This window comes from Exiguobacterium sp. SH0S2, assembly GCF_004337185.1.
Classification (GTDB): domain Bacteria; phylum Bacillota; class Bacilli; order Exiguobacteriales; family Exiguobacteriaceae; genus Exiguobacterium; species Exiguobacterium aurantiacum_A.
On the sequence record NZ_SJVB01000007.1, the window covers coordinates 24,296 to 47,819 of the forward strand.

The window sequence follows — 23,524 nt, forward strand, 5'->3', positions numbered from 1 at the left end:
AGTGCCTCGATTTCTATGCGGCGATTAGCTGGCCTCTGCATTGTTACGGGATCATCTTTTTTAAGTTCCATTGTTTGCCTTCGCTGTTGTAATAGTCGATATAGGCGTTAACCATTAAACGAACCTCGGTGAGGTTCAGTGCCAATCGCTGGTCGACAAGGTCCTTCAGGTGCTTGTAATGAGACTAGAACGGTGCGTTGTCCAGACCGTTCCTACGACGTGACATAGACTGGACCAATCCTAGCCCGCGAATCTGCGATTGGTAGGCCGGATAAGTATAGTGAAACCCTTAGTCCGAATGGTCATCGCATCAGGATGTAAGTTCCTTTGGTGGTTCTCTTCCAGCTTCTTCATCTTCTGAAAGACGATGTCTATGTGAAGGCTCGTCGACATATGGTGCGCCACGTCCTTCACATAAAAGAGATAGACGTTCTGCTACTTTCGTGTCGGGAGATAGGCGATGTCCGTCACGAAAACCTTGCCCGGCCTGGCTCGTTTTGGTCGAACTGACGGTTCAGACGATTTTGAAGCTTTTAAATGTTCAATCCTCAAACCCCTCCGTAAAAGTTTCAAGTCCAACTTTTACGGAGGGGTTTAGTAGAAAGTGCTTTTATTTATACGGTTTGAAAGGCAAGTCAATTTTTATTCATCGTTTAAGTTTCACGCCATTTATATTATCAGTTGTAATAAGCTATGGATTTCTTGCTGTCCGCATCAACTTAAATTCGAGCTTCAAATAAATTACTTGCTAATAGTTAAAGAATCAACTTAAGAATTGTCCGTGTCTATTGTTTGCGGCGATTATGTCAGAGGATAAGTATTGATTGAGCAGGTCCCGAAGCTTTTGTTTCTCAGCCTTACTTATTCTAGCATCGCTAATAGGGACGATTACTCCCTCTTTAGATTCAAGATAGTATAAAAACAGACGAGTTTTGTCGTTACCCAATCTTTCAATAGATTTCCAACTAACCTTAGTGATTTTTTTAATTTGATTATTGATTGAGTGGATTTCTATTCCAGTTTCTTGAAAGTGCAAAATTAAATCTCGTGGAAAGCTATTGTCTTTTTTTAAAACGAACCTATAAATTAAGAGCCTCACAAAATCGGAAATTTTGCTTATAGCCGGCATCATCAATACAATAAATAAAACGGATCCAAATGCTCCCAGGATAGGAAGTATGTCATAAAATGAACTTGTCGAAGAAGTCGGTTTAAATAGAAGTGAAGCAAGGAATAACCCAATCCAATATACAATGAAAATTGTTGCGATGATTAAGGTGGTCTTTTTTTGTCGACGAGACCTTGTTTTATTTAAATAATCCTTTTGTAGTGCGATAATGTCTTCATAAGTCAATTGGTAGTTAATAATCATTAAGATTCTCCTATTTTCATGTCATTATTTTTATAATCACTTATGATTAATTTTTTCTGAAATCTAATACAATGTACTAAGTCTAAATACGTTTTGTTATTTACATTTGATGCATTAGGATTCCGTTATATTCTGAAGAAAAGTTCTCCTCACTAGATATAAAATTATATCTTATTTGAAAGTAACATAGTTCTGTTCTTTTCATAAACAACTTACCTTCATATAAAAATCCATAACATACATTTTAAGTTCGTTTCACTACCATCCCAGCGGCTCCTTAAGTCCAAGTACCTCTATAATCTGGTGAAGATAATTATTGAAAGGTATTTAAAAAACAAACCCCATGAAAGCTAGAATTTCATGGAGTGTTGATCTTTTGAGTTTATTTAAATAATATTTGGCAATCCCAAGGGGCACACACATATAATTAATTATAATTTTATATTTTTGTATGAAATTGAATAATAAAGATAATTATCTCGAAGATAGATTTAATCACTATTATTTTGGAACTCATAATTTAAATGTTGCTTAAGTAGCTTTCGGAGTATTTCTTGTTTTTCTTTACCTAATAAATTATAACTTGTAGGTATAATAACTGCTTCGGTTTCTTCATAATACAAAAAAAGATGATTTCTGTCTTGACCGATTGTTTTAACCGAGTCCCAGATTACTTTAGTGGTTGTATCCGAATTCTCGCGAGAATATGTTAAATCGATACCGACTTCATGTATATTCAAGGTTATATCATGTGGCCAACGTTTATCGTTTCTAAGCATGAATCTTAGTTTTGCAATTGTAGCAAAAGCATAAAACTTTTTAACATAACACATCATTACCAAGGCAAGTAGGATTCCTATAAATATCGGGAGAAGTTGGTACAATTTAAACGACATTAAGTACGATGATTGAGGCAAAACAAGAATAGAGAGCACAATTCCAAATAAAAATACCATTACCGTTAGCAATATAAACAGAATACTAGATTTTATTCGATGAAATTTTGTTCTTTTTAAAGAATCTTTTTGTAAAGCCATATAATCTTCATATGACATTTGATACTTTACGATCATCCATTTGTTCCTCTTTTCTACTTAGCATTTAATTACTTTTTAAGTATGTGGAAATTATTCTATTTTCAAAAATGGGTGGTTTAAAGCAAGAATAAAAAAGTTATTCTCTATGCCTACTCTTTTTATAAAAAAATATAAGAGTAGAAAGATATTCAGTTTCTAGTAAATGTTCACCTTAGGTTAACAGTAATAAATTAAATTTCCAAATAAACCACATTAAACGATAAAAAATATTAAATTATTTAAATGGTAATTTATTGTTTGAAATATCCTGAATTTGATTTAACGATTGCAAGTAACCATTCGTCGTATTAATTGAATTATGACCGACCAGTTGCATGACCCCGATCAATGGGCTGCCATTGGCCAAGAGTTTCGTGATATAGGCGCGACGGAACCAATGGGGTGGTGTCTTTTCCTCGGTCTCCACATGCTCGACCGCGTTGTGCGTCATCAGTCGAAGAGCTTCATAGGTCATCGCCTTGCCTGACTTCTTCGTGCTGAAGGCGATATAAGGAGAGGTGATCTCCTCGATCATCATGAGCGTTTGCAGTCGGTTGATGAGGTGACTCGCCTTCTCGGTGAGCGGGATCCGGCGCCACTTGTCACGCTTGCCTTTCACCTCGAGGTAGAAGGTGTGCTGGTTGCGTTTCACGTCGGTGAATTGGACTGAGAGCAGCTCGGCCGCCCGCATTCCGGTCGTCAGCAACAAATATCCGATTGTCTCGTTCCGGAGCTCCATGAGCTCCTTTTTTTGTGCTCGCTTGACGGTATAGCGGAACGACTCGGCGATCCGCTCGATTTCGGCAAAGTCGACCTCACGTCGGAGCAACTCAGGGCGCTGCTGGTTCTTCACGTGGAAGGCTAGATTATGTAGATGATATTGGTTGACGTGGAGGTAGGTCAGGAGACGTTTGAGCATATGGTTCTTCCGTTGCGCCGTGCGTGGGGCATACTGTTCGTTCACCTCGAATAGGTAGCGATGGATGTCGAGAACGGTCAGGTCTTTTAACCCGTCTGTCTTCGTCATAACAAAATTAAGGATGAACTCAAGGTCCAATTTATATGCGCGTCGCGTGTGTGGGCTCTTGTCCGCATAGATGGGGAACAGTTCTGTCGCCCAGAACAATTCGATGATTTCGATGTCAGTCAACGTTTTTAGATCGATATGGTCCTTCCTTAATGCCTCGGCCAATTTTGGATTCGCACCGGTCAGTTCTCGCAACGCTACTTCGAACGCCTGCTGCTTCTTCTCGATCTCCATGCTTCTCCCTCTTTTCCTTCTGTTTTTTGGAAACAATGTCCAATTTATTGAAAAGCAACGTGTTTTCTGTGTATTACACACGTAATATATAATAAAATACGAATGTTATAAGCTTTTATATTCAAAATGATGATGTATTACTTACATGTATCTTTATTATAATTAAATCCATTAACTTGTGATAATCTTATATTATCACAAGTTAAATTTAGAAACTATTTTATCCAGTAGTAAATCTAAAAGAGAGAATTGTATGGACAAATTCTTCGTATCTAGAATTAAGTTAATTGACTATATTAAAAACATGAACTTCTGTTTATTAACTTTTTTTCTCTGCCTATATTGACAATTCTAGAGAGTAGACCCTGTTGTTAATGAAGTTTTGTCGTCTAATAATTTTTTTGAGTGTATGGTACTAAAATTTATTTTGTATTTTTTAATACTAGGCGTTCCTAAAGTTACATATTAATGGTAAGAATTCAATTTTAGAATCAAAATTTTCAAACAATTTCGAATAATTGGCAAAGCATTGACTCCAATTCCAAATTAATGGAATAATAAAAATGTAATAAAAAAGGGGAAAACATAATGTTTGATACAAAAAAGGTACTTATTTCTAGTTCGTTAGCTTTTTCTTTGATTATGGGTGGGGCAAGTGCTTATGCAAATGAGACTGATACTATTTCTTCTAAAGATAAAGCCCTTACAGAAGCATTCGAACCAAATATTGAAAGTCTTCATGATTCAATTGATTTTGAAGGAGCACCAGCTTCATCACCAATGCAATTTTCTACTGCGAGTGCATGGGACACTGTAAATATTCCATTTATTCAAATTGTTGATTTAGCAGAAGGGTCGTCAAGTATTTCTGGAACTACAACAAAAGTAAACTCTTCTGGAAAAACAAAAGGATTAAAAATTACTACAACTACATCTGTAACTAATTCAGTAAAAAATCATGATACTAATAAAATTGTAGCTGGGTCAAAATCGATGGCGATTGCTAAATTTACTTGTAACTCGTCGGCCTCTATTGCTAATACTAGTAAAAAACAAAGATACTCTTCACTTTCGATTCATACAGCAACAAACCAGGGTGTTCTTTATTCTAAGAACACTGTGAGATACGCAATCTTCTAAAACTGTAAAAGTAAGATCGGATAACCGATCTTACTTTTATTTTTGAAAGGAATTTATAATTATGAAGAAAATAATTGGGTTATCCATAATAGTCATTCTTGCGGTAGGTATGTATATATATAATTCACATAATATTTTTGAAAATAAAGACCCTGTTATTATAAGTCAGGATTATGTTTATCTTAATGAAATAGCTTCAGAAGATGGTGAGGATTTAGATGGATATGAAAAGGCCATTCTTTTCGAACCAGAAAAAGAAAGTACTAAACATCTTTCTATTGATTCAGAAGAACTTAAATATGTAGTATCAAAAAATGGAACGATTAGTGGCAAATTAATCGTTGAAAACAAAAGTGATAATGAAGTAACAACGTATAACAGATTTTTTCAAGGGGGAGTTAAACTAAACTACCGATTAGAAGAAAATAATGAAGAAGTTGAAAGCTATAAGGTTGTTACACCTCCTAACTCAAGAAGCGAAGTTGAAGTGACCTTAGAAATTGATCAAAAGGCCCAAGAAGAATTTTCTTATCTCCCACTAGACACTTCCCAACCTGCGGATGGATCTGCGTTATCATTACTTAGATACTATGTAGCTGACAAAGAAATAGATTCTATTTCGGGTATTGAAAATCAATCTGAGGCTGAAGAAGTTGAAATTACAGAGGCAGACATGCAAAGTTATGATTTTGTAACACGACCGTCAATTGAAGAGTCAGCAGATGGCAACTTTACAATTCAAACTTCAGCTGCATTATTACAAAGTGATTTAACCATATATTTCTTGGACGAAGAATATAATATATTACACACCATAGATGATTACCAAGTTCCAACAAAGCAGAAAACCGATTTACTTCTGCCGACTGAATTTAATCAATGGTTAAATGATTCTGAAGCAATCTATATGTTATATTATTCTTACGAAGGAAAAGAAATCGTTAAAGACTTTGTAGAGGCTGTAAATGGGTTAAAACCTTATATGACCACTCAACAAAATCTGATAAAATACAGCAAGGATGATTTTCATGAATAACAATATTTTCTTAAGTGTATCTCCATTTTTACTAGTAGTAATTTCAGTGTTTATGTTAGACCTTTCTCCCTTGTCACAATCACTTTTTTTCTTAGTTTTATTTATAAGTGTTTGTTTCTCTCTTCATAGTATTTGGGAGTATGTTTCTGATAGAAAACCAAAATTAGTGAAGAAGATTGACGATTTGAAAACTATCTATGGTCTTTTGATAGGTTTTGTATCTTTATGCTTCTTTTTAGGTCTTTTCTTGTTTGTTTTTAATACATTTAACGCTACAGGATTATTAAATAATTTAATCACTTTAGTGTTAATGTATTTAGGACTAGGCACTTTTATATTTATATTAAGTTGCTTCTTAGAAGGAATTACCCAACAAAAGAAAACGACTGTATTTAAACCTGTTATGCTATTTGTTTCAATAGGTTATGTGATAATGACTACATTTGGAATCCTACAATTGCTTTCAATGAGTTGATGTATTCTCAATCTTATTTTTATTACACCGGCACATATCAAGAATTTGATTATTGAAGGAAGTATTGAGAAGTTCGTTTCTCCTTACTTCTTTTTTTGTAACTAATTTATTCTGAAGTCACTAAAACGCATATTGTGTAAATTAATAGTTTATTATTGAAACTTATTACTATTAAAAAAATCATTTAGACCTATATCTAAACCATCACAAAATTTCTGTATTGTGCTTATCTTTGGGTATTTCGTACGGCCACTGATTAACTCTGAAATTGTTGCTTGATTCAATCCGCCCTTTTGGATCACTTGATGGATGGTCATATTCCGTTCCGCTGCGAGCTCCTTCATACGCTCGATGATTGCCTCGTTCAATTCCACTTGCTCACCTCACGATCAAAATACTCTCTTCATCACTATTCTTTACGAACTCTTCTTTTCCTCTACCCTAACACAATCTCTTGAAATCAAAATATTTGTCATTATTTTCTATAATCAAAGCGTTATTTTTTTTACAATTGTGCTACAAAACCAAAAATATTGAGTTACTGTTGCTCTTTATCCCTTATATAGCGCAGATTCGACAAGAATCGCCAATTGTAAAATTTCTGACATATCAGAAAACTGATGATTTTTAGACCTAACCCTGTTATATTGGAACCAACAAAAGGAAACATCTGTTTGGTCGCCGCTCTGGTTTACAGAAAGGGGAAGGCTTATGTATCGATTCGGGGAGTGGTTGAAGGAGAACCGCCGGCTCTCGGGCTGGTCACAGGTCGAACTATCAGAGAAGACGTTCGGTGAGATTTCACAGCCCGCCATCAGCCAGTATGAACAGAATCGCTCGGTGCCGTCGATCGCGGACATCGATCATCTGGCCCGCGCCTTCGGGCACACGCTTGCGACCGTACCATGGGACGTCATCGATTTCGGATATGGTGCAAAGCGGAGCGTTACCAAGCTCGAACGACGTCGGTTCGACCTGAAGGAGCTACCGCAGGCTGACTCGGTCCGCACGTTCGACGGGAAGACGTATGAACTGCACGGTTTTATTGGCATCGAGGAAGGTAGCGGTAAGGTGGTCCAGCTCACGCAACTCTATTACCGGATCCGGACCGTCGTCTGTGACTCGCACGTGTTGGCCAAGCGAAAGAACCCGGATGACGAGCTCATCCACGTCAAAAAGCGAAAAAACGTTCGACAATAACCGACACCGACGCAGCAGCACATCCTTAAGGATGGTCTCCTCCAATCGCATACCGGCGTGTCCCTCACCAGTGACCGGGTGGGCGGGATCTACGCACAAATGGTTCGGCGAGAGTCGCCTAAAACTCGCCACAAGGTCACCGTATCGTTCCGGGTCATCGAAAAACCCTGTACAGCTCCTTAGATTCATGAGGAGCAGAGTTCGTGGGGGAACGGCTAGAAACCCACCGCACCGAATCCGACTGTCCTTAATGATGTGCTGCTGCACATCACGAGACCAAGGGAAGGAAGTGTGTACTGTGGCATCAAAAGAACAGAAACAGAACCGCAGCTTCGCCGAGAAACTTTTACGCATCCGAGGGAAAGACTACGAGGAGTGGCTCGACGAGCAGCATCAACAGGTCATCCAGGACAACCAGGAACTCATTTTGGAGGCGCTCGAGGCGAAGCTCAGCTTCAAATCGCCGGCGCACCAGGACTAGGGAGGGAACGACATGGGACTCAATGAGACAGGACTCAGCTTGCTTCAGTTCTTCCAGGGACTCGCCGTCATCGCCGCGGCCATCGCCTTCGCGATCGGGGGCTTCTACTTCATCTTCGGCGGGGATCGTGGCCGCTCGAAAGCAGTCGGTTGGCTCGTCGGTGGCGCCGTCGGCCTGATCATCGTCATGGGCGCGTTCACGCTCGCCGAAATGGTCGACCAGAACATCAAATTCTAATGCACACTCACGCAGCGTTCCAATCGGAAGGCTTTTTTTGTTGCTTGAAACGAGAGGAGGAACGAGATGCTGTTTGTACGATTCACCGACGTACCGGACACACGGATCCAGAACTATGAACGGCTCCCCTTCGCTGAGGCGGTCGTCGCGACACATGATCTGCACCATGCACGTAGCCAAGAAGGGACGAGCTGTTCCGGTGACTTCCGGCTCTTCGACCAGAAAGACGAACTGCTCTATCGGGGAACGTTCACGTTCGGAACTGAAGGCATCTATCCGAACCTGTACCATCAGGTCAAGGACCGGGTATTACGGATTCGGACGAAAAAAGAGGACGACGCGAAGAAGATGTGGCTCCTCGACGAGATTGAGTCCGAGACACCCGACGACTATAAGCGCCAGTCCGTCAAATCGAACTCGATTGTGTCGTCGACCTATCAGTCACGCCTAAACCGCCTGCAACGCCGCCTCATCTACGGGGCGGCCACGGTCGGGATTCTATTTACCTCACTGTTCACTGCCGCGCAATGGGTCATCGACAAGGAGGCACACGCCGAACAGGTGACCGGTGTCGAACAGACGTGGCTGGAGGCGTACGAACAGGCGCTCCAAGGCAAGGAATCCTCACTCATCCAGCTGTTGGAACGAAAGGACCGTACTGAGGAAGAGGATGCCCTATTGGTCGACCTCTACCTTGCAGAAGGAGCAGACCAGAAAGCGCTCGAGCTCACGGATGACCCCATCCTGATCGAGACGAAGTTGGCCGGGCTCAATCTATCAAATAAAGAAAAATTGGAACGGCTCCAGGACTTCCAAGCGTCACATCCGACCAATGAGGGGGCGTTCGATATCGCTACACTGGAACGGGACCATGAGACCGTGTCCAAGACCGAAAACGTGGAGTGGACCGCTCCCCGCGTCTCCGCGAAAGTGAACGCCTATCTGTCCCTCGGGGACATCGAGTCCGCGAATGAGTGGGCGTCCAAAACGAACGACCCTGCCGCACAAGTAAAGATTGATAAATACCAAGATATTACGGCCACTATCTTCGATCTGAACGAGAAACTGAAGAAGACCTCTAGCAAGGACACTTCGGCCCGTGAGAAGATTCAAGCCGCTATCGCTGCTGAAGAAATTGACCGAGAAACAATTCTTTATTCAGATTAAGGTAGGTGAAATAATTGAGAACTGAATCTCTATCACCACGATTTTCGATACGGCTACTGTTCCCCGCCCTGTTCTGTCTGTTGGTGTTGCCGGTCGGGATTTTTTATCTATTGAACGGGACCTACAACATCATTCGACAGATCATGACCCCGATAGTACAAGACGGGCTGTTGACCGGGGCGACGATTCCGACGCTCTCCCCTTCCTTGTTCTTGGAGGTGAGTCTTCCCTCTTCGGCCGTCATGCTTGGACTGATGGCGTTCAGTATGTTCATCGGACTGGTCGTGTTCGGCAAGGTTTGGCTAAACTTCCGGGATCTGCGGAAGGATCAGAAAGGAAGCGCCCGCTTCACCTCGTTCGATGAATTGAAACAACAATACCGTCGCGTCTCGGACCGGAAGAAGCGCTATGACGGTGTGGGTGGCGTCCCCGTCGGACGGGTCAAGAACAAGCTGTTCATCGATGACTCGCCCGTCAATAACCTCGTCATCGGGACGACCCGATCCGGGAAGGGAGAGACGTTCGTCTTCTCAACGATCGACCTATACAGCCGGGCACGTGACCAGGCAAGTCTGATCATCAACGACCCAAAGGGCGAGCTCTTTGCCGCCTCGAAGGAGACGCTCGAGCAACGCGGCTATCAGGTCGAGGTATTGAACCTAATGAACCCACTCCAATCGATGTCGTACAACCTGTTGCAACTGACGATCGACGCGTTTTTAGAAGAGAACTACTCGCTCGCCCAACAGTATGCACGCTCGGTCGCCTTCATGTTATACCATGACCCGAAGGCGCGGGACCCGTTCTGGGCCAACTCGTCAATCGACCTGTGTACGGCGCTCATCCTCGGGCTCTGTGAGGAGGCGAAGGATACGCCGGAGAAGATCAACATGTACAACGTCGCCCTCATGCTCTCGGATCTCGGCTCACGGACGGTCGTGACGCGACAAGGGCAGGAAATATCGGCACTCGACGAGTTCTTTCAGCGCTTCCCGGAGAACCATCCGGCTCGGCTCCAGTTCGCGACGCTCCACTTCTCCGGTGGTCAGACGCGGGCAAGTATCCTGGCCAATACGAACGCGAAACTCGGCATCTTCACGTTGAACGGGACCGGGAAGCTGACGTCGATGAACTCGCTCGACATGCGACGCATCGGCTTCAACCGGTGGATCAGCGGACGGGCCGAGCCACTGACCCGGCTTACGTTTAGGTTCCCCGACGGGACGACCCATGCGCTCACGACAGACGATGACGGTAGTTTCATCGTGTACCATACGTCGCCACTCAGAATTGGAGACGCCGTTCAAATCTCGACCGACGCAAGCACTTCGACGATTCAGTTGGAAGCGCATGACGAGTTGAGTGGACGATTCGATTACTCCATCGACGGTGCCATCCAAATCCGTGAGGTGATGCACCAGCTCCGTCCCGTGGCGGTGTTCCTCATCGTCCCGGACTATGACCCGACGTTCAACGTCATCGCGTCTCTCTACATCAAACAGGTGTACACCGCGCTCGCTCGGGTCGCCTCGCAGACGAAACAAGGCAAATGCGAGCGCCAGGTCGTCTTCCTTCTCGATGAGTTCGGGAACATGCCGCCGATCGAAGGCATGGCCAACATCATCACGGTCTGCCTCGGCCGCAACATGCGTTTCAATCTCGTCATCCAGGCCTACTCTCAACTCGAGAACCTGTACGGCGAGGACTGGAAGACGATTGACGGCAACTGCGGGAATACGCACTATCTGTTAACCGCGGACGAATCGACCGCCGACCTGATCTCAAAGAAGCTCGGCGAGGCGACCATTGTCACGAAATCACGGTCCGGGCAGACGTTCTCGCTCAAGAAATCGAAGACGGAGAACGTGGACGGTCGCCGGCTCATGACGGCGACCGAGGTCATGGGACTCAAAGAAGGCGAGATGCTCATCATCCGTGTCATCAAGCGCCAGGACACGAAGAAACGACGCATTCAGTCGTATCCGATCTTCCTGAGCGGTAAGACCGCGATGAAGTACCGCTACGAATACCTGGCGGACGACTTTGACACGGACCGCTCCCTGCATGACATCGACATCCCCTGTCGTCACGCCGGTCTCGACTTCGAACAGATCCGTATCCGTTTCACGAAAAAAGAAGACGAGACGGAAGCGAACACGCCATCGAATCAGGAAGAAAAGCCACTGACGGTACGGGACGTGCTACAGGACAGCATCCTCCGTTCGATGTTCGAAGGACATGACATCGGTGGGATATCCCTCCCCGAGTTCGAGACGAACCTGAACTTAGGAGTTTACGACGTCACCGACAGCCAGAAGAGCTTTCTGAGCACGATGATCGTAAAACGACTCGAGAAGCTGAAGCAAGGTACACCGTAGAGAGGAGGCCGAACCCATGGCCGAGAGTGCGAGAGAGAAGCGAATTCAGAACGAATTGCGTGTCGTCGCGAGGATCATCGAGACGCAGCGCGTCCGCCTCGAACGGGGCGACGTGCTCAATATCCAGACGACCGACGGCTTTTTGACCGTCTATCAGGACGACACCTCAGACACCCCCAAAACTGTTACACTAATAGATAAGTTCGACTTCCGCGTCAACCTGAAAATCGCGGATCTATTGAAGGGGAAAATCGTCTGACGGAGGGGTAAACGTTATGAGGAAAATCTTGATTGGTGTCCTACTCGGAAGTTCGTTACTTTTAGCGTCGTGTGGTGCCGAAAGTTCAAATTATCTTTCTACGACTTCTGTTGAAGAAATTGCAGATATTAAAACTGGGCAAGAAAGTGCATACGTTCTTGTAGACAGCGACAGTCAAGGTAATGAAGGGGCTTACGTTGATACTGTACGAGAAGTCGCCACGGAAAAAAAGAAAGACGTTCTCTTATTCAATCCGTTTCAGCCTAATGGGGAAGATCTTGAAGAACGTTCTACCCAAGAACATCCTGAACTTAAAGGTGGCAGATTGTACGAGATGACTGATGGTGAAATCAGTCGTGAATTAAATGTATCTGCCCTTACAGAAGATGAATTAAAGGATCAAGTTACTAACTTCATTAAATAGCCTCTGAATGGAGGGATTCTATGGGTGATAACGAAGTCGTAAATAAGCTACAAGAGTTCACTGATATCCTTAGTCTCAGTACACTGGTACTGGATGCCCTCCGCTCAATGGGTTGGATTTTAATACGTGGCTTAGCAGTATTGATTGACGGACTTGAAAAAGTGACTGACAGCATATTACTAACGAAAACATTTTTTAATAACTCTCAAGTGGTTGAATTCGTTTCTACGATTCAACCTTTTTTGTACGTTCTTTTAGCAGCTAGCTTCTTATTCACTGGTTACCTCATCATTTTCCAAAAGAAATTTGATCGAGAAGGATTTTTAATCAATCTGTTTATCACATTGCTCATTCTCGGACTCTTATCTCCAACAATGACGCAAGTAAGTGAATTTAGTGATACTGCGATTGATTTCACAACTCAAAACTCTGACGAAAATTCTTCCAGTGAATCGATATCAAATCAGATTTTACGAGAAAACATTCATGACTTGATTGAATATGACCGAAACGATTTTCCCGGTTTGGAAGGTGAGGCTTTGAACTCTTTGCCTCAAAGTCATTTACGAAATATCGATATCAACGAGGTATTCGATAGCAATGAATTTCGCTTGGGAAGTACTGGTGAACAAATCTCTCAGTCCAAACTAACCTGGAATGGTGAAACGATGGGAACCACGAAACTCGATCAAGGAGGTGTTGAGTGGAACAACCAGTATTACTACCGTTATCAGCCGAACTGGTTGACCATCTTCGTCACGCTCGGGATCATGGGCTTCACGCTTTTCTCGATCGCCTACAAACTGGCGCGCCTCTCTTTCGAGCTCGCCTTCAACTATGTCTTGGCGATCCTCGTCGCACCGGCCGACCTGCACAGTGGCCAAAAGACGAAGAAGGTCATCCAAAGCATTCTGAATACGTTCCTCGTGATCATCCTGATCTTCGTCTCCATCAAGCTGTACACAATCGGGACCGCCTATCTCGCGGAAACACTGGACGGGTTCGCCTATCTGATTGCCCTCATCGCCTTCTCGGTCGCTTTGATCGACGGTCCTAACATGGTCGAGCGGCTGTTCGGGATCGATGCCGGACTCAAGCGGGGCTGGGGTGTCGCCCTCGGCGCCTATGCCGCCGGGAAAGGCGTGACCTCGGCCGGTGCCCACGCGGTCTCGAAGGTCGCGCGTGCCACACAAGGCGCACCGAAGATACCCTCGCTCCATGAGGCTGCGACGGCTCGGATGGATTCGAATGCCATGCCGCAAAGTGATTCACCGCTTAGTGTGGCGACCCAAACTTCAAAGCGGATGGACGCCGAGAGACAAACCGATCCAGATGGTGTTGCTCAGACGAATCAAACCGCAAGTCACACTCAACCTGACCAAGACAAGCCGACAAATCCGAAGGACGTTGCGCAACCAAACAACGGTCAAGAATCCGAGCTGGAAGCAGACGGTTCTCCACACGTGAACGAAGCGTCGGGCCGCCCGTCTCCCGAATCGATCCATGCGACGATCCCTGAATCAAATGCCGAACGTGGACCCGACCATCAACCAACGTCATCGGAGACACAAAGACCGGAATCGATTCACGATCATTCAAGCTCTGGTCATTCTCCAATCCCGGCTTCGCCGACTCTCGAACCGGTCACTGGATCCATCGATACCACATCCGGATCAGACCATCGTCACAATGAATCGATAGCGAGAAACGACGCGACGTCAGCGACACCTCATGAGGCACCACATTCAAACGATTCATCCTCGTCTTCGTCATCTGCGACAGATTCGAGTGATACGGCAACAGAGAAACGCCAAGGACGCGCCCGCCGGACCATCCATCAGGACACCGTGCTCGACGTCGAGACCGAGGTCATCGAACAGGTGCGTGAGAATCAGACGCACCGTCATAGCCAGCACCATGATGAGTCGCGAAGGATCTATCCGACCTCGCCACCGCGACCTGACCACATGAAGAAAAAGGAGTGATGACCCATGCGCAAATACCGGATCCCAAACGAGGTCACGACCGAACTGAAGATCAATAAGATGCTCTATCTGCATGACTTCCTGTTCCTCGTCGGGCTCATCGTGCTTCGCCTCGTGACGCTCCCGTTCATCCCGTCGGCACTGCACATCCCGTTCACGGTCTTCCTCGTCGTCTTCGGGCTGTTCATGGTGCTCCGTCCGGCGACGAACCCGCAGAAGCGGATGGTCCATGCACTCTATTACGCGCTCATCAAACGGAAAGACACCTATCTCGCGCTCGACGCGCAGACGAAAGGACGTGATTGAGATGGCATTTATCGAAGACACGCTACAAGAACCGAGACGCACAGGCACTTGGCTCGACGAACAGGACGTGGTCGAGAAACGGAAGGTCAACGACAAGGTCGTCGTCAAACCGACGGTCGCCGAACTGATGCCGGTCGTCGATATCACCGGTACCGAGGCGTTCGAGATGCGCGACGGGACCTATCTCGACATGGTCCAGCTCACTTCAAAGGACATCTACTCCTTGAACGAGGAGGAAAAAGACCATGACGTGTTCTCGCTCGCCTATCTCTTACAGGCGTACACGCACCCGCTCAAGGTCGTGCCGCTGAACACACCGCTCAGTCTCGAGCGGCAGAAGATCAGCATCGAACGACAGATTCGACAAAATCAGACACCGGCCTACCTGCCCTTCTTACTCAAAAAAAAGCAGGAGCTCGAATACCTTGAGGAGCATCGCACCAATCGCGATTATCTCCTCTTTTTTTATGCCGACGACGAGCGGACGTTACGCGAACGGAAGACACATCTCTCTAAACTGCTCCGCCGCTCGAACCCGATGCGCGAGCTGACGCTCGACCAGAAGGTCCATGTGCTCTATCAACTGAACAACCCGAACACGAAACCGCAACTCGACGCCTGAAGAAAGGAGTGACGCGCATGTGGCAGCGCCTGCGTGACAAGTTATATAAACAACAGGATCCGGAGACCGTCAAAATCGAGAAAGGCTATAGCCCCGACGTCATCGCCAAGATCCAGCCGCAGGGCGGCATTAAGTTCGATGCCAATTTCGTCCGACTCGGGGACGGCTACCTGTCGTGCCTCCACGTCTATAAATATCAGTCGCTCGTCTATGACTACTGGCTCGAACCGATTTTGAACATGCAGGGCGTTTTGACGACGCTCGACATCGGGACGGCCGACAAGCGCGAGATCATCCAGACCATCAACAAGTCGATGGCCGAACAGAACACACGCTTCGAGAACGCGAAGGACAACATCGACCGTATCGATGCCAGGGAGACATACAAGGAGCTGAACGAGCTCTACGAACAGATCACCCAGGGCGAGACGATGAAATATCTGCATCTGCGCCTCTACGTGAAGGCAAAAACGCTCGACGCGCTCGAGATAAAGGTGCAGGAAGTGATGGAAGAGCTCGAGGCCCGGAACTTCCGTTCGACGATTTTCCTGAACGAACAGGAATGGGAGTGGCAGAGTCTGTTCACGAGCTATGACCAGCAACAGAGACTACCGAACCGGCGCCGTGGGAAAGAGATCCCGTCCCTCTCCATCGCCGGCGGCTATCCGTTCCATTTCACGTCGCTCCAGGACGCGACCGGCACGTATTACGGGACGACCGACACGAACGGCAGCGTCATCTTCGACCTGTTCCATAAGGACAAACAGCGCAAGTTCTATAACGCGCTCATGATCGGCAAGATGGGATCAGGAAAGTCGACACTATTGAAGAAGACGGTGCTCGACCAGGCGATCAAGGGCAACAAGATCCGCATCCTCGACGTCACGGGCGAGTTCTCGGATCTTGTGCGCCAGCTCGGCGGGAAAGAGATCGCGCTCGACGGGTCGGCCGGGCTCATCAACCCGCTCCATGTCTATAAGACAGTGACGAACAATGACGGGAGCGCCAACGAGGCACTCTCGTTCATGCAGCACCTGTCGAAGATGGCCGTGTTCTATCACTACATCAACCCAGCGGCGACGCAGGAAGAGACGAACGAGTTCGAGATCCTGCTTCGGGATCTGTACGTCCGGCACGGACTCTGGGATGAACAAGGCGAACTGCCGATCACGACGCATCCGGCGAACCGGTACCCGACGTTCTCCCACTTCTTGCATCTCGTGCGTCGCGAGCTTTATACGGACGACACACGCACCTCGATCAAGGATGCGATTAGTCCGAACCGGGTCCGGCGCCTCGAGAACATCGAGCTCGCCGTCACGAACCTCGTCCATAACTACGGCAACATCTTCGACGGGCACTCCTCGATCGACCGGTTCGACGAAGAGCTCATCGTCTCGTTCCCGCTCCGGAACCTGACGAGCCTACGCGACGAGGTGTTTCAGGCGCAGGTGTTCTCTTTGATGAACATGCTGTGGGACGGGATGATTGCCAACGGCTCGAGTCAACTGAAAGCCTATAACCAGGGCGTACTCCGGACCGAGGAGGCGTGCAAATACCTCATCGTCATCGACGAGGCGCACCACTTGATCAACACGCGCGACATCGCCCAACCGGCCATCCTGTATCTGCAACGTTGCATGCGCGAGGCGCGGAAGTACTTCGGTGGCATCTTCTTCGTGTCGCACCTGATCACGGACTTCGTTCCGGCCGGATCGAAGTCCGAGAACGCGGAGAACGTCAAGTCGCTCTTCCAGTTGACGCAATACAAGATCATCGGCGAACAGGACGCCGAAAGCATCCCAATCATCCAGACGGTGTTCGACGGCCAACTCTCGAATTCCGAGATGCGCATCATACCCTCGCTCGAGACGGGGCGTGTCGTCCTGAGCATCTCCGGCGTGCAGAACCTCATCTTTGACGTCGACGTCGCGCCTGAGGAGCTCGCTTTGTTCGGTGGAGGTGCCTGATGTGGACGGCCGCGAAACGGACGGCCCGCTTCGCCGTCACGGCGAAATGGCAGCTCGCGACGCTCAAGTGGCGACTCATCCTGCTCGGCATCGCGGTATTTGTCTTGTTCTTGGTCATCCTTATCGTCGGAATCCTCGACACGCTCACGGGTGTCCAGAACGAACAACCGACCGACGTCCCGTTCGACACTGCCGGTGGACTCCAGGTGAGCGACCAGGTGCTTCAATATCGGGGCTTGGTCGAATTGGAACTGACGAAGCACGGACTGGCCGACCAGACGAACCTTGTGCTCGCGCTCATGATGCAGGAGAGTGGTGGACGTGGGAACGACCCGATGCAGGCGAGCGAATCGAAGTGTGGACGGATCGGTTGCATCACCTCCCCTGAGGAGAGCATCGTCTACGGCGTCGAACATTTCACTTCCGTCTTCGAACGGGCGAACCGCGACGTGCAGCTCACATTACAGAGTTACAACTTCGGCGGCGGCTTCATCGACTATGTGCAAGAGAACGGCGGACGCTACTCGAAAGAACTCGCCATCTCGTTCTCCCAGATGATGTACCAGCGTGTGAAACACACCGGCATTTACCGCTGTCATCGCCCGAGCGCGGTCCAGCACGGCGCCTGTTACGGGGACATCGAATACGTCGATGCGGTGTTGAAATACCTTGCGCCGGTCGCCGTCGCAGACGGGGTCATCACGAAAGAATTGTTGTCGGGGTTACATTCCCCGCTCGCCATCCCGCTCAACGTGACATCGCGTTTCGGCTGGCGCGTCGTCTTCGGACAACGGGACAACCACACTGGGATCGACTTCAGTTGCACGCCGTCCGACACGATCCATGCGGTCAAGAGTGGCACCGTCGTTTATAGCGGGAACCGCGGACCGTACGGCAATCTCGTCCAAGTCCGGCACGACAATTACATCACGGCGTACGCGCACCTGAGTCGTCTCGGCGTCCAGACCGGGCAACAGATCGAGGCCGGGCAGGCGCTCGGGTACTGCGGTACGACCGGCCGATCGAGCGGGAACCATCTGCATTTCGAGATCAAGACGAGCGAATGGTCAGGCCATATCGACCCCGCCCCGGTGTTCGGATTTTGAGTCATGTAAGTATGGAGAGGAGGAAGAAGAATGAACTTCACCGCACGTCACTTTGCGTATCTGTTCGGAATACTGCTCCTGATTTCACTCGCGGCGAACGTCTTTTTTTATCAACGCGCGTCACCCGCGGCAAGTGCCTCGAACACGAGTGAGACACAAAACGAGAGCAACGTGTCCTCCGAGTCGGCAACCCCGGCGGACACATCAACAGACACCGAGCGAATCGCCACATCAACTGAAATCGAACGGTTGCAAGAGTTGACGACACGGGCGACACGCTTCGTCGAGTACGCCTTCACCGTCACGAAGGACAGTTACGCGACACAGAAACGACAGGCGAAAGACGTCATGTCGGAGGAACTCGTGACCACGCTTTTCGCCGCTGACGGGAGCGACGTCGGCACGTTCGAGACGACCGTCCGTGACATCGAAGCGTTTCCTTCTGTTTCTGGAGATCATTGCCTCGTCCGGTTCGAACAAGACCTATTGATCACTGAGACAGGTTATGAAGAGACGACGCAAGAACTGTTGGCCCTGACGTTCGAGTCCATCGACGGACATTTGGTCGTCACCGAGATGGAAGACCTGACACCGGAAGGAGGGATCTAAATGCGGCGACAATCGCGACGGCGTCTCACCCAAAACGTCTCCCGGTTCTACCTCGGACTCGGCGTGTTCTTTGTCATCGGCTTCCTCTTTTTCGGCACCTCGTCGTTCTTCTTTGCCGAGGAAGTGCCGGTCAATGAGACGCCGGTCAACGAGGCAATCCGCCTCTCGAATGGCGAGGTCGTGACGCTTCATGCCTGGAGTTATGACATGGATAAACGGACGATGCGCATCCGCCTCTCACTTGATGACGCACCAGGTAACACGAACGATCATGTCTTTCGTTCCGTCTATAAGGCACGTCCAGATTCTGAGAAGGAGGTTGTGTTGCTCTATGAACGGAACGACCAATACGTGCTCGAATTGAAGGACGTGCCGAACGACTTCGACCAACTCGCTGTCCGGATCTATGGATTGGATGAGTCGCAATCACTCGTTAAACTTACACCCGAGGAACAAGAGAGCCGTCTCCTCACGTCACTCTATGCTGACCGTCGGACCATCGACCAGGCGAGCCACAGTTCATCTGACGAGACAGCTTTTACGAAACTATTCGTCGAGGACGAGCTCGTAGAGACCGAGCGCCAGTTAGAAAAAGCGCAGCAGTCGGTCGAAGTACAGCGACAACAGATCAAGCGACTCGACCGTGACAAAGAGGAGCTCGAAGGCGAACTTCCCTACCTCTCGCTCGACGAACAGGTCGAACAGGAGAATGAAATCTTCGACCTCGGCCGGAAGCGTGACGAGCTCAACCTGGAACTCGAGAAACTCGAAAAGTCGGTCCAAGCACTCGAAGAAAAGCACGACAAATTACGCGTCAGGCTCCGGGAACTGTCGATTTAAGTGGCACATTTCGTGCCAAATCGCTGGTTTCACTGGCACATTTCGTGCCATTTTCGGATTTTTGATGATATCACGGAAACCCCAGGCTCTGCCTGGGCTATCACGACAAGTGATAGCAGTTTCCCCTTATGCTCTTTGAACGATTTGAACGAACTTTTAGGACCTCGGCAATATACAGCCTCTAGAAAGGTGGTCAGGCAAATGGATCTGTTACTCCGCGACATCGACCCCGTCATCGTAAAGCAAATCGATGAATGGGCAAAGGAACACAACCGCTCTCGACAACAATATTTGAAAGAACTGCTCGCTTCCTGGTGCGCGAACGGCATCCAATCGACACAGGTCGAGCGGCTCGAACGACAGCTCGAGGCGAACACGCTCCATCTGAAACGGAGCGCGGATGAACTTGCCGCGGTGACCCGGTTGTTGAATGAGGTGATGCAGGATGCGTGAGACACCGAGCGTCGTCATCAAGTCGAAGTTCAAGATACCGGGCACAAAAAAGAAGTCGCGTCGCTACACGACGTACCTCGACTACATCAATCGTCCGGACGCAAAAGACAGCCGCGAACAGTTCGAATCGTATCACGATTATATGGAAGACAAGATGAAATCGAGCGGTTTGTTCACACGCGAGGACGACCGGTTGAACGACGAAAAGCGTCGCGCCGTCCGCGACATCTTCAAGCTCGCGCAAGAGAACGGGAGCATCCTCTGGCAGGACGTCATCTCGTTCGACAACGCCTGGCTACGGGAGACCGGCGTACTACACGACGACCTCGTCGACGAGAAACGATTGATCCAGGCGACACGGAATGCGGTCGATTCGATGCTCCGAAAAGAGAAGATGGTCCATGCCTACTGGACCGGTGCCGTGCATTACAACACCGACAATATCCACGTGCATGTCGCCATCGTCGAGACGAGCCACATGCGCGAACGCGGCAAGCGAAAACCAAAATCGATCGAGCTGATGAAGTCGAAGGTCATCCATTCCCTCGCCGATCGGACGAAAGAACAGGAGAAACTGAACGCCTTCATCCGCGACGAATTGGTCGCCCATAAACGGAACCGGAAGATCCAAACGCTCCCGAACCGTGTCCTGCATCCCGCCCTCGTTCGCCAGTTCAAGGACATCTATGAACGGTTGCCGGAAGACAAACGACAGTGGCGCTATAACATGAACGGGATGCAGGCACTCCGTGAATCGCTCGACCGTCTGACCGACCGCTATATCGACATTCACTTCAAATCAGAGTTTCAAGCCTTCAATGAGCGCCTCGAACAGGAAGTGTCGTTCTATCGTCGCAGCTACGGCGACACGGAGAAGGCCGAGCGCTACGGGACGACGAAGCGACAGGACCTCTACACCCGGATGGGGAACGCCATCCTCTTTGAGATGCGCGACTTGTCAAAAGAACAAGCGACATGTGAGAAAAATGAATCCTACAAACATCCGGTCCGACGTGCATTCAACCAACAAAAAATCTTCAACGAATCACTCTACCGGATCGAGCGGCATATGAACGACGAGTTCGAACACTTGAAAAATCAACGTGCTTTCGAACAGTTGGAACGGGACATCGAATATGGAAAGTGAGGGAGGACGATGGAAGAGTTGAGACAGACCCGGCTTCGATTAAAGCCGGAGACGGTCGCGTATTTGGAGGAGTTCGCCGACGACAAACGTTTCGGTCATCTTGGTCAGGTCATCGACCATATCACAGAAGAACATAAAAAACTGGCCGACGAGAAGTGGGACATGCAGTTCCTCATCCGCTCAATCAGCACGCAGGTCTCTCATCATATTGAGAAGTTGATGCACGAGCAGGTGTCGACAGAACTCGAGCGGATCCGGCTCGCCGCGAACCGCTCCGACCGTCACGGACAGATCCTGACAGAGCTCCTTCAGGCGCTCATGCAGACCGAGGGCATCGAGGACATTATGACGACGGACCAATTTAAGCCGACGTTCCTCGCGACGGCGGAACGTGTCGTCCAGGGACGCATCGAACACAAAAAACAGAAGAAGGACACACTAACTTTTAAGAGAGGATGAATCCTATGCTTCTACTATGATAATAGGGAGGTATCAATGGACAAGATGATGGAGATTGCTTTGGACAGGAAAATCCGTTTCGACATCCTACCGTTTTATTAGCAGAATAAATTCATTGAAGAGATCCTCGCGATTCTCTTCGATTTCATCGCCGACAATCACTGATAGGCATCAGATAGACGCCTAAGAGGGTTTTTTTATATGCCCACGCAACCCTATGCAAAAAAGTAAACGGTAAAGTCTTCCTTCTTTTTCATTTCCATAAGATTCCATAGTATGATTGAAATAGAAAGGAGGTGACCAAATATGACAACAATGAATCAAAATAAAGAAAAAACCGAGCTTGAACAGGCGCTCGATACATTCCGCGGCTATCACCAGGCCCACCATCGCCACGACCCGAGCATCCTGCTCAACGAGATATGGGAGTGGGCGAGGGCGCTCGAAAGTGAGCACCCGTTCCTCCATGCGGAGAAATCGCACGGCCAAGACACGGTCATGCTGGACATCCGACTCGGCAAGCATACCGAAGGGCGACTCGTCGCCAACCTGATCGATAACGGCAAGCAACCGATCTTCCAGGTCCATCTTGATGTATCGGACTCACAAGTGTGCGCGAAGCTTCGCTTCGAGCCCAACCATGACGGCATGTTCTTCGCTCGGAAGGCCGTAAACAACGAGGAGATACGTGTCCAGAAGGGACTCCTGAACCAGGACTACCTCAACTACTTACTCGGAAGGCTCCTCGCCTACTTGATCGAGTGCCTCGAACCGAATAAGTTCACCAGTCCAACTACATGACGGAGGGAAAATACACATGACAGAAGAGAACAAGAACGTCAAACAACCAACGGAGCTGGAGCTCGCACTCGAGAAGGCGAACGATCTCTATGAGTCGGCCTACCGCGGCGAGATTCGCAACAACCTCAAGGTGCTGAAGGTACGTGCCGAGCAGATCGCCGAGGACCACGACTTCCTCGAGTTCCAAAATAGTGGCGAATACTCTTTCGCCCTCAATGTAGAGGTCGGCCAACGCCTGAACGGGCGCATCTTCTGCTCTGTCAACGGCAGAGAGCAGATCCACATCGGCCTTACCATTCCAGACCTGCGCGAGAAGTACGAGCTCTTTTCAGAACAGAGTAGCCAGGGGTACCTGTACACCATCGCAGCGGTGGACCAGAACCCATACGGCATCAGCAATCGCAACGTGATCAACTCGAAGCTGATCGACCACGTCGTCGCCAAGATGATCCAGCGGATTGAGTACCACGTGCTCAAAGCTATCCCAGAATGACCCACCGAAGACGCCAACCGGCGTCTTTTTTGTATGTTTCCAATGATAAAGAGAGGATTCAAATGTGGAAACCGATACCCGTGCGTTCCCCTCGACCGGAGCACCACCGAGTGGATGACGCTACAAAACGGTTAACCCCAGGACGGGCCTAATCAACCAGGATATCTCCGATGTAGACCGCGCACGCCTTAAAAAGTATCAAAAAACAGAAAAAAGACACTTTAACT

At 48.3% G+C, this 23,524-nt stretch carries 26 protein-coding genes; 22 read left to right on the forward strand and 4 right to left on the reverse strand.

The window, feature by feature from the left end:
• Positions 1-763: 763 nt before the first annotated feature.
• The 3 genes from EVJ21_RS14125 to EVJ21_RS14135 all read right to left on the reverse strand — a co-directional run bounded on the left by EVJ21_RS14125 (position 764) and on the right by EVJ21_RS14135 (position 3,709).
• On the reverse strand, positions 764-1,372 hold the full coding sequence (locus EVJ21_RS14125; protein ID WP_071399735.1) for a hypothetical protein: 609 nt from the start codon (positions 1,370-1,372) through the stop codon (positions 764-766).
• 491 nt (positions 1,373-1,863) lie between these two features.
• A complete protein-coding gene (locus EVJ21_RS14130; RefSeq protein ID WP_131458669.1) occupies positions 1,864-2,445 on the reverse strand; it encodes a YcxB family protein in 582 nt (193 codons plus the stop codon).
• 238 nt (positions 2,446-2,683) lie between these two features.
• Complete coding sequence (locus tag EVJ21_RS14135) at positions 2,684-3,709, reverse strand: tyrosine-type recombinase/integrase (protein ID WP_071399734.1); 1,026 nt, start codon at positions 3,707-3,709, stop codon at positions 2,684-2,686.
• A gap of 588 nt (positions 3,710-4,297) precedes the next feature.
• Between EVJ21_RS14135 and EVJ21_RS14140 the strand changes: the two genes are divergently transcribed.
• From EVJ21_RS14140 to EVJ21_RS14150, 3 genes are all read left to right on the forward strand, one after another.
• On the forward strand, positions 4,298-4,849 hold the full coding sequence (locus tag EVJ21_RS14140; RefSeq protein WP_131490753.1) for a hypothetical protein: 552 nt from the start codon (positions 4,298-4,300) through the stop codon (positions 4,847-4,849).
• A 61-nt stretch (positions 4,850-4,910) separates the two neighbouring features.
• Positions 4,911-5,885 carry a hypothetical protein gene (locus EVJ21_RS14145; RefSeq protein ID WP_131490754.1) on the forward strand — a complete coding sequence of 325 codons (975 nt, stop codon included), beginning with the start codon at positions 4,911-4,913 and terminating at the stop codon, positions 5,883-5,885.
• On the forward strand, positions 5,878-6,360 hold the full coding sequence (locus EVJ21_RS14150; RefSeq protein WP_131490755.1) for a hypothetical protein: 483 nt from the start codon (positions 5,878-5,880) through the stop codon (positions 6,358-6,360). The genes EVJ21_RS14145 and EVJ21_RS14150 overlap by 8 nt, the downstream gene beginning before the upstream one ends.
• Positions 6,361-6,512: 152 nt before the next feature.
• Here the strand turns inward: EVJ21_RS14150 and EVJ21_RS15585 are convergent, their stop codons facing one another.
• Positions 6,513-6,704, reverse strand: a complete 192-nt coding sequence (locus tag EVJ21_RS15585) for a helix-turn-helix domain-containing protein (protein ID WP_131490756.1) — start codon at positions 6,702-6,704, stop codon at positions 6,513-6,515.
• A 367-nt stretch (positions 6,705-7,071) separates the two neighbouring features.
• Between EVJ21_RS15585 and EVJ21_RS14160 the strand changes: the two genes are divergently transcribed.
• The 19 genes from EVJ21_RS14160 to EVJ21_RS14250 all read left to right on the forward strand — a co-directional run bounded on the left by EVJ21_RS14160 (position 7,072) and on the right by EVJ21_RS14250 (position 23,297).
• Positions 7,072-7,560: a helix-turn-helix domain-containing protein gene (locus tag EVJ21_RS14160; protein ID WP_131490757.1), complete on the forward strand. Its 489-nt coding sequence runs from the start codon at positions 7,072-7,074 to the stop codon at positions 7,558-7,560.
• Positions 7,561-7,858: 298 nt separating this feature from the next.
• A complete protein-coding gene (locus EVJ21_RS14165; RefSeq protein ID WP_021065836.1) occupies positions 7,859-8,041 on the forward strand; it encodes a hypothetical protein in 183 nt (60 codons plus the stop codon).
• Positions 8,042-8,053: 12 nt separating this feature from the next.
• A complete protein-coding gene (locus EVJ21_RS14170; protein ID WP_012390467.1) occupies positions 8,054-8,278 on the forward strand; it encodes a hypothetical protein in 225 nt (74 codons plus the stop codon).
• Between the two features lie 66 nt (positions 8,279-8,344).
• Positions 8,345-9,445: a hypothetical protein gene (locus EVJ21_RS14175; RefSeq protein WP_131490758.1), complete on the forward strand. Its 1,101-nt coding sequence runs from the start codon at positions 8,345-8,347 to the stop codon at positions 9,443-9,445.
• Between the two features lie 14 nt (positions 9,446-9,459).
• Positions 9,460-11,823: a VirD4-like conjugal transfer protein, CD1115 family gene (locus tag EVJ21_RS14180; protein WP_145963261.1), complete on the forward strand. Its 2,364-nt coding sequence runs from the start codon at positions 9,460-9,462 to the stop codon at positions 11,821-11,823.
• 16 nt (positions 11,824-11,839) lie between these two features.
• Positions 11,840-12,082, forward strand: a complete 243-nt coding sequence (locus EVJ21_RS14185) for a hypothetical protein (RefSeq protein ID WP_024127790.1) — start codon at positions 11,840-11,842, stop codon at positions 12,080-12,082.
• 16 nt (positions 12,083-12,098) lie between these two features.
• Complete coding sequence (locus tag EVJ21_RS14190) at positions 12,099-12,506, forward strand: hypothetical protein (RefSeq protein WP_131490760.1); 408 nt, start codon at positions 12,099-12,101, stop codon at positions 12,504-12,506.
• A 20-nt stretch (positions 12,507-12,526) separates the two neighbouring features.
• Positions 12,527-14,491, forward strand: a complete 1,965-nt coding sequence (locus tag EVJ21_RS14195) for a pLS20_p028 family conjugation system transmembrane protein (protein WP_370259229.1) — start codon at positions 12,527-12,529, stop codon at positions 14,489-14,491.
• Between the two features lie 6 nt (positions 14,492-14,497).
• A complete protein-coding gene (locus EVJ21_RS14200) occupies positions 14,498-14,797 on the forward strand; it encodes a DUF5592 family protein (RefSeq protein ID WP_128124166.1) in 300 nt (99 codons plus the stop codon).
• Between the two features lies 1 nt (position 14,798).
• The gene (locus EVJ21_RS14205; protein WP_131490762.1) at positions 14,799-15,419 is read left to right on the forward strand and encodes a hypothetical protein; all 621 of its coding nucleotides are present in this window, start codon (positions 14,799-14,801) and stop codon (positions 15,417-15,419) included.
• A 17-nt stretch (positions 15,420-15,436) separates the two neighbouring features.
• Positions 15,437-17,389 (forward strand): VirB4 family type IV secretion system protein, encoded by a 1,953-nt coding sequence (locus EVJ21_RS14210; protein WP_201739995.1) that lies wholly within the window; start codon positions 15,437-15,439, stop codon positions 17,387-17,389.
• Positions 17,389-18,495 (forward strand): lysozyme family protein, encoded by a 1,107-nt coding sequence (locus tag EVJ21_RS14215; RefSeq protein WP_131490763.1) that lies wholly within the window; start codon positions 17,389-17,391, stop codon positions 18,493-18,495. Before EVJ21_RS14210 ends, EVJ21_RS14215 begins: the two co-directional genes overlap by 1 nt.
• A 30-nt stretch (positions 18,496-18,525) precedes the next feature.
• Positions 18,526-19,104, forward strand: a complete 579-nt coding sequence (locus EVJ21_RS14220) for a hypothetical protein (RefSeq protein ID WP_131490764.1) — start codon at positions 18,526-18,528, stop codon at positions 19,102-19,104.
• On the forward strand, positions 19,105-19,944 hold the full coding sequence (locus EVJ21_RS14225) for a hypothetical protein (protein ID WP_131490765.1): 840 nt from the start codon (positions 19,105-19,107) through the stop codon (positions 19,942-19,944).
• Positions 19,945-20,145: 201 nt separating this feature from the next.
• Complete coding sequence (locus EVJ21_RS14230; protein ID WP_058765879.1) at positions 20,146-20,397, forward strand: hypothetical protein; 252 nt, start codon at positions 20,146-20,148, stop codon at positions 20,395-20,397.
• The gene (gene mobP2 / locus EVJ21_RS14235; protein ID WP_131490766.1) at positions 20,390-21,544 is read left to right on the forward strand and encodes a MobP2 family relaxase; all 1,155 of its coding nucleotides are present in this window, start codon (positions 20,390-20,392) and stop codon (positions 21,542-21,544) included. Before EVJ21_RS14230 ends, mobP2 begins: the two co-directional genes overlap by 8 nt.
• Before the next feature lie 9 nt (positions 21,545-21,553).
• Positions 21,554-22,003 (forward strand): hypothetical protein, encoded by a 450-nt coding sequence (locus EVJ21_RS14240; protein ID WP_131490767.1) that lies wholly within the window; start codon positions 21,554-21,556, stop codon positions 22,001-22,003.
• A gap of 306 nt (positions 22,004-22,309) precedes the next feature.
• Positions 22,310-22,804 (forward strand): hypothetical protein, encoded by a 495-nt coding sequence (locus tag EVJ21_RS14245; protein ID WP_131490768.1) that lies wholly within the window; start codon positions 22,310-22,312, stop codon positions 22,802-22,804.
• 16 nt (positions 22,805-22,820) lie between these two features.
• Positions 22,821-23,297 (forward strand): hypothetical protein, encoded by a 477-nt coding sequence (locus EVJ21_RS14250; RefSeq protein WP_131490769.1) that lies wholly within the window; start codon positions 22,821-22,823, stop codon positions 23,295-23,297.
• Positions 23,298-23,524: the final 227 nt, after the last annotated feature.

Bases quoted from the DNA above. Each gene is read 5' to 3' on its own strand.
- EVJ21_RS14125 (WP_071399735.1), bottom strand. From the start codon at position 1,372: ATGATTATTAACTACCAATTGACTTATGAAGACATTATCGCACTACAA.
- EVJ21_RS14130 (WP_131458669.1), bottom strand. From the start codon at position 2,445: ATGATCGTAAAGTATCAAATGTCATATGAAGATTATATGGCTTTACAA.
- EVJ21_RS14135 (WP_071399734.1), bottom strand. From the start codon at position 3,709: ATGGAGATCGAGAAGAAGCAGCAGGCGTTCGAAGTAGCGTTGCGAGAA.
- EVJ21_RS14140 (WP_131490753.1), top strand. From the start codon at position 4,298: ATGTTTGATACAAAAAAGGTACTTATTTCTAGTTCGTTAGCTTTTTCT.
- EVJ21_RS14145 (WP_131490754.1), top strand. From the start codon at position 4,911: ATGAAGAAAATAATTGGGTTATCCATAATAGTCATTCTTGCGGTAGGT.
- EVJ21_RS14150 (WP_131490755.1), top strand. From the start codon at position 5,878: ATGAATAACAATATTTTCTTAAGTGTATCTCCATTTTTACTAGTAGTA.
- EVJ21_RS15585 (WP_131490756.1), bottom strand. From the start codon at position 6,704: ATGAAGGAGCTCGCAGCGGAACGGAATATGACCATCCATCAAGTGATC.
- EVJ21_RS14160 (WP_131490757.1), top strand. From the start codon at position 7,072: ATGTATCGATTCGGGGAGTGGTTGAAGGAGAACCGCCGGCTCTCGGGC.
- EVJ21_RS14170 (WP_012390467.1), top strand. From the start codon at position 8,054: ATGGGACTCAATGAGACAGGACTCAGCTTGCTTCAGTTCTTCCAGGGA.
- EVJ21_RS14175 (WP_131490758.1), top strand. From the start codon at position 8,345: ATGCTGTTTGTACGATTCACCGACGTACCGGACACACGGATCCAGAAC.
- EVJ21_RS14185 (WP_024127790.1), top strand. From the start codon at position 11,840: ATGGCCGAGAGTGCGAGAGAGAAGCGAATTCAGAACGAATTGCGTGTC.
- EVJ21_RS14190 (WP_131490760.1), top strand. From the start codon at position 12,099: ATGAGGAAAATCTTGATTGGTGTCCTACTCGGAAGTTCGTTACTTTTA.
- EVJ21_RS14195 (WP_370259229.1), top strand. From the start codon at position 12,527: ATGGGTGATAACGAAGTCGTAAATAAGCTACAAGAGTTCACTGATATC.
- EVJ21_RS14200 (WP_128124166.1), top strand. From the start codon at position 14,498: ATGCGCAAATACCGGATCCCAAACGAGGTCACGACCGAACTGAAGATC.
- EVJ21_RS14205 (WP_131490762.1), top strand. From the start codon at position 14,799: ATGGCATTTATCGAAGACACGCTACAAGAACCGAGACGCACAGGCACT.
- EVJ21_RS14210 (WP_201739995.1), top strand. From the start codon at position 15,437: ATGTGGCAGCGCCTGCGTGACAAGTTATATAAACAACAGGATCCGGAG.
- EVJ21_RS14215 (WP_131490763.1), top strand. From the start codon at position 17,389: ATGTGGACGGCCGCGAAACGGACGGCCCGCTTCGCCGTCACGGCGAAA.
- EVJ21_RS14220 (WP_131490764.1), top strand. From the start codon at position 18,526: ATGAACTTCACCGCACGTCACTTTGCGTATCTGTTCGGAATACTGCTC.
- EVJ21_RS14225 (WP_131490765.1), top strand. From the start codon at position 19,105: ATGCGGCGACAATCGCGACGGCGTCTCACCCAAAACGTCTCCCGGTTC.
- EVJ21_RS14230 (WP_058765879.1), top strand. From the start codon at position 20,146: ATGGATCTGTTACTCCGCGACATCGACCCCGTCATCGTAAAGCAAATC.
- mobP2 (WP_131490766.1), top strand. From the start codon at position 20,390: ATGCGTGAGACACCGAGCGTCGTCATCAAGTCGAAGTTCAAGATACCG.
- EVJ21_RS14240 (WP_131490767.1), top strand. From the start codon at position 21,554: ATGGAAGAGTTGAGACAGACCCGGCTTCGATTAAAGCCGGAGACGGTC.
- EVJ21_RS14245 (WP_131490768.1), top strand. From the start codon at position 22,310: ATGACAACAATGAATCAAAATAAAGAAAAAACCGAGCTTGAACAGGCG.
- EVJ21_RS14250 (WP_131490769.1), top strand. From the start codon at position 22,821: ATGACAGAAGAGAACAAGAACGTCAAACAACCAACGGAGCTGGAGCTC.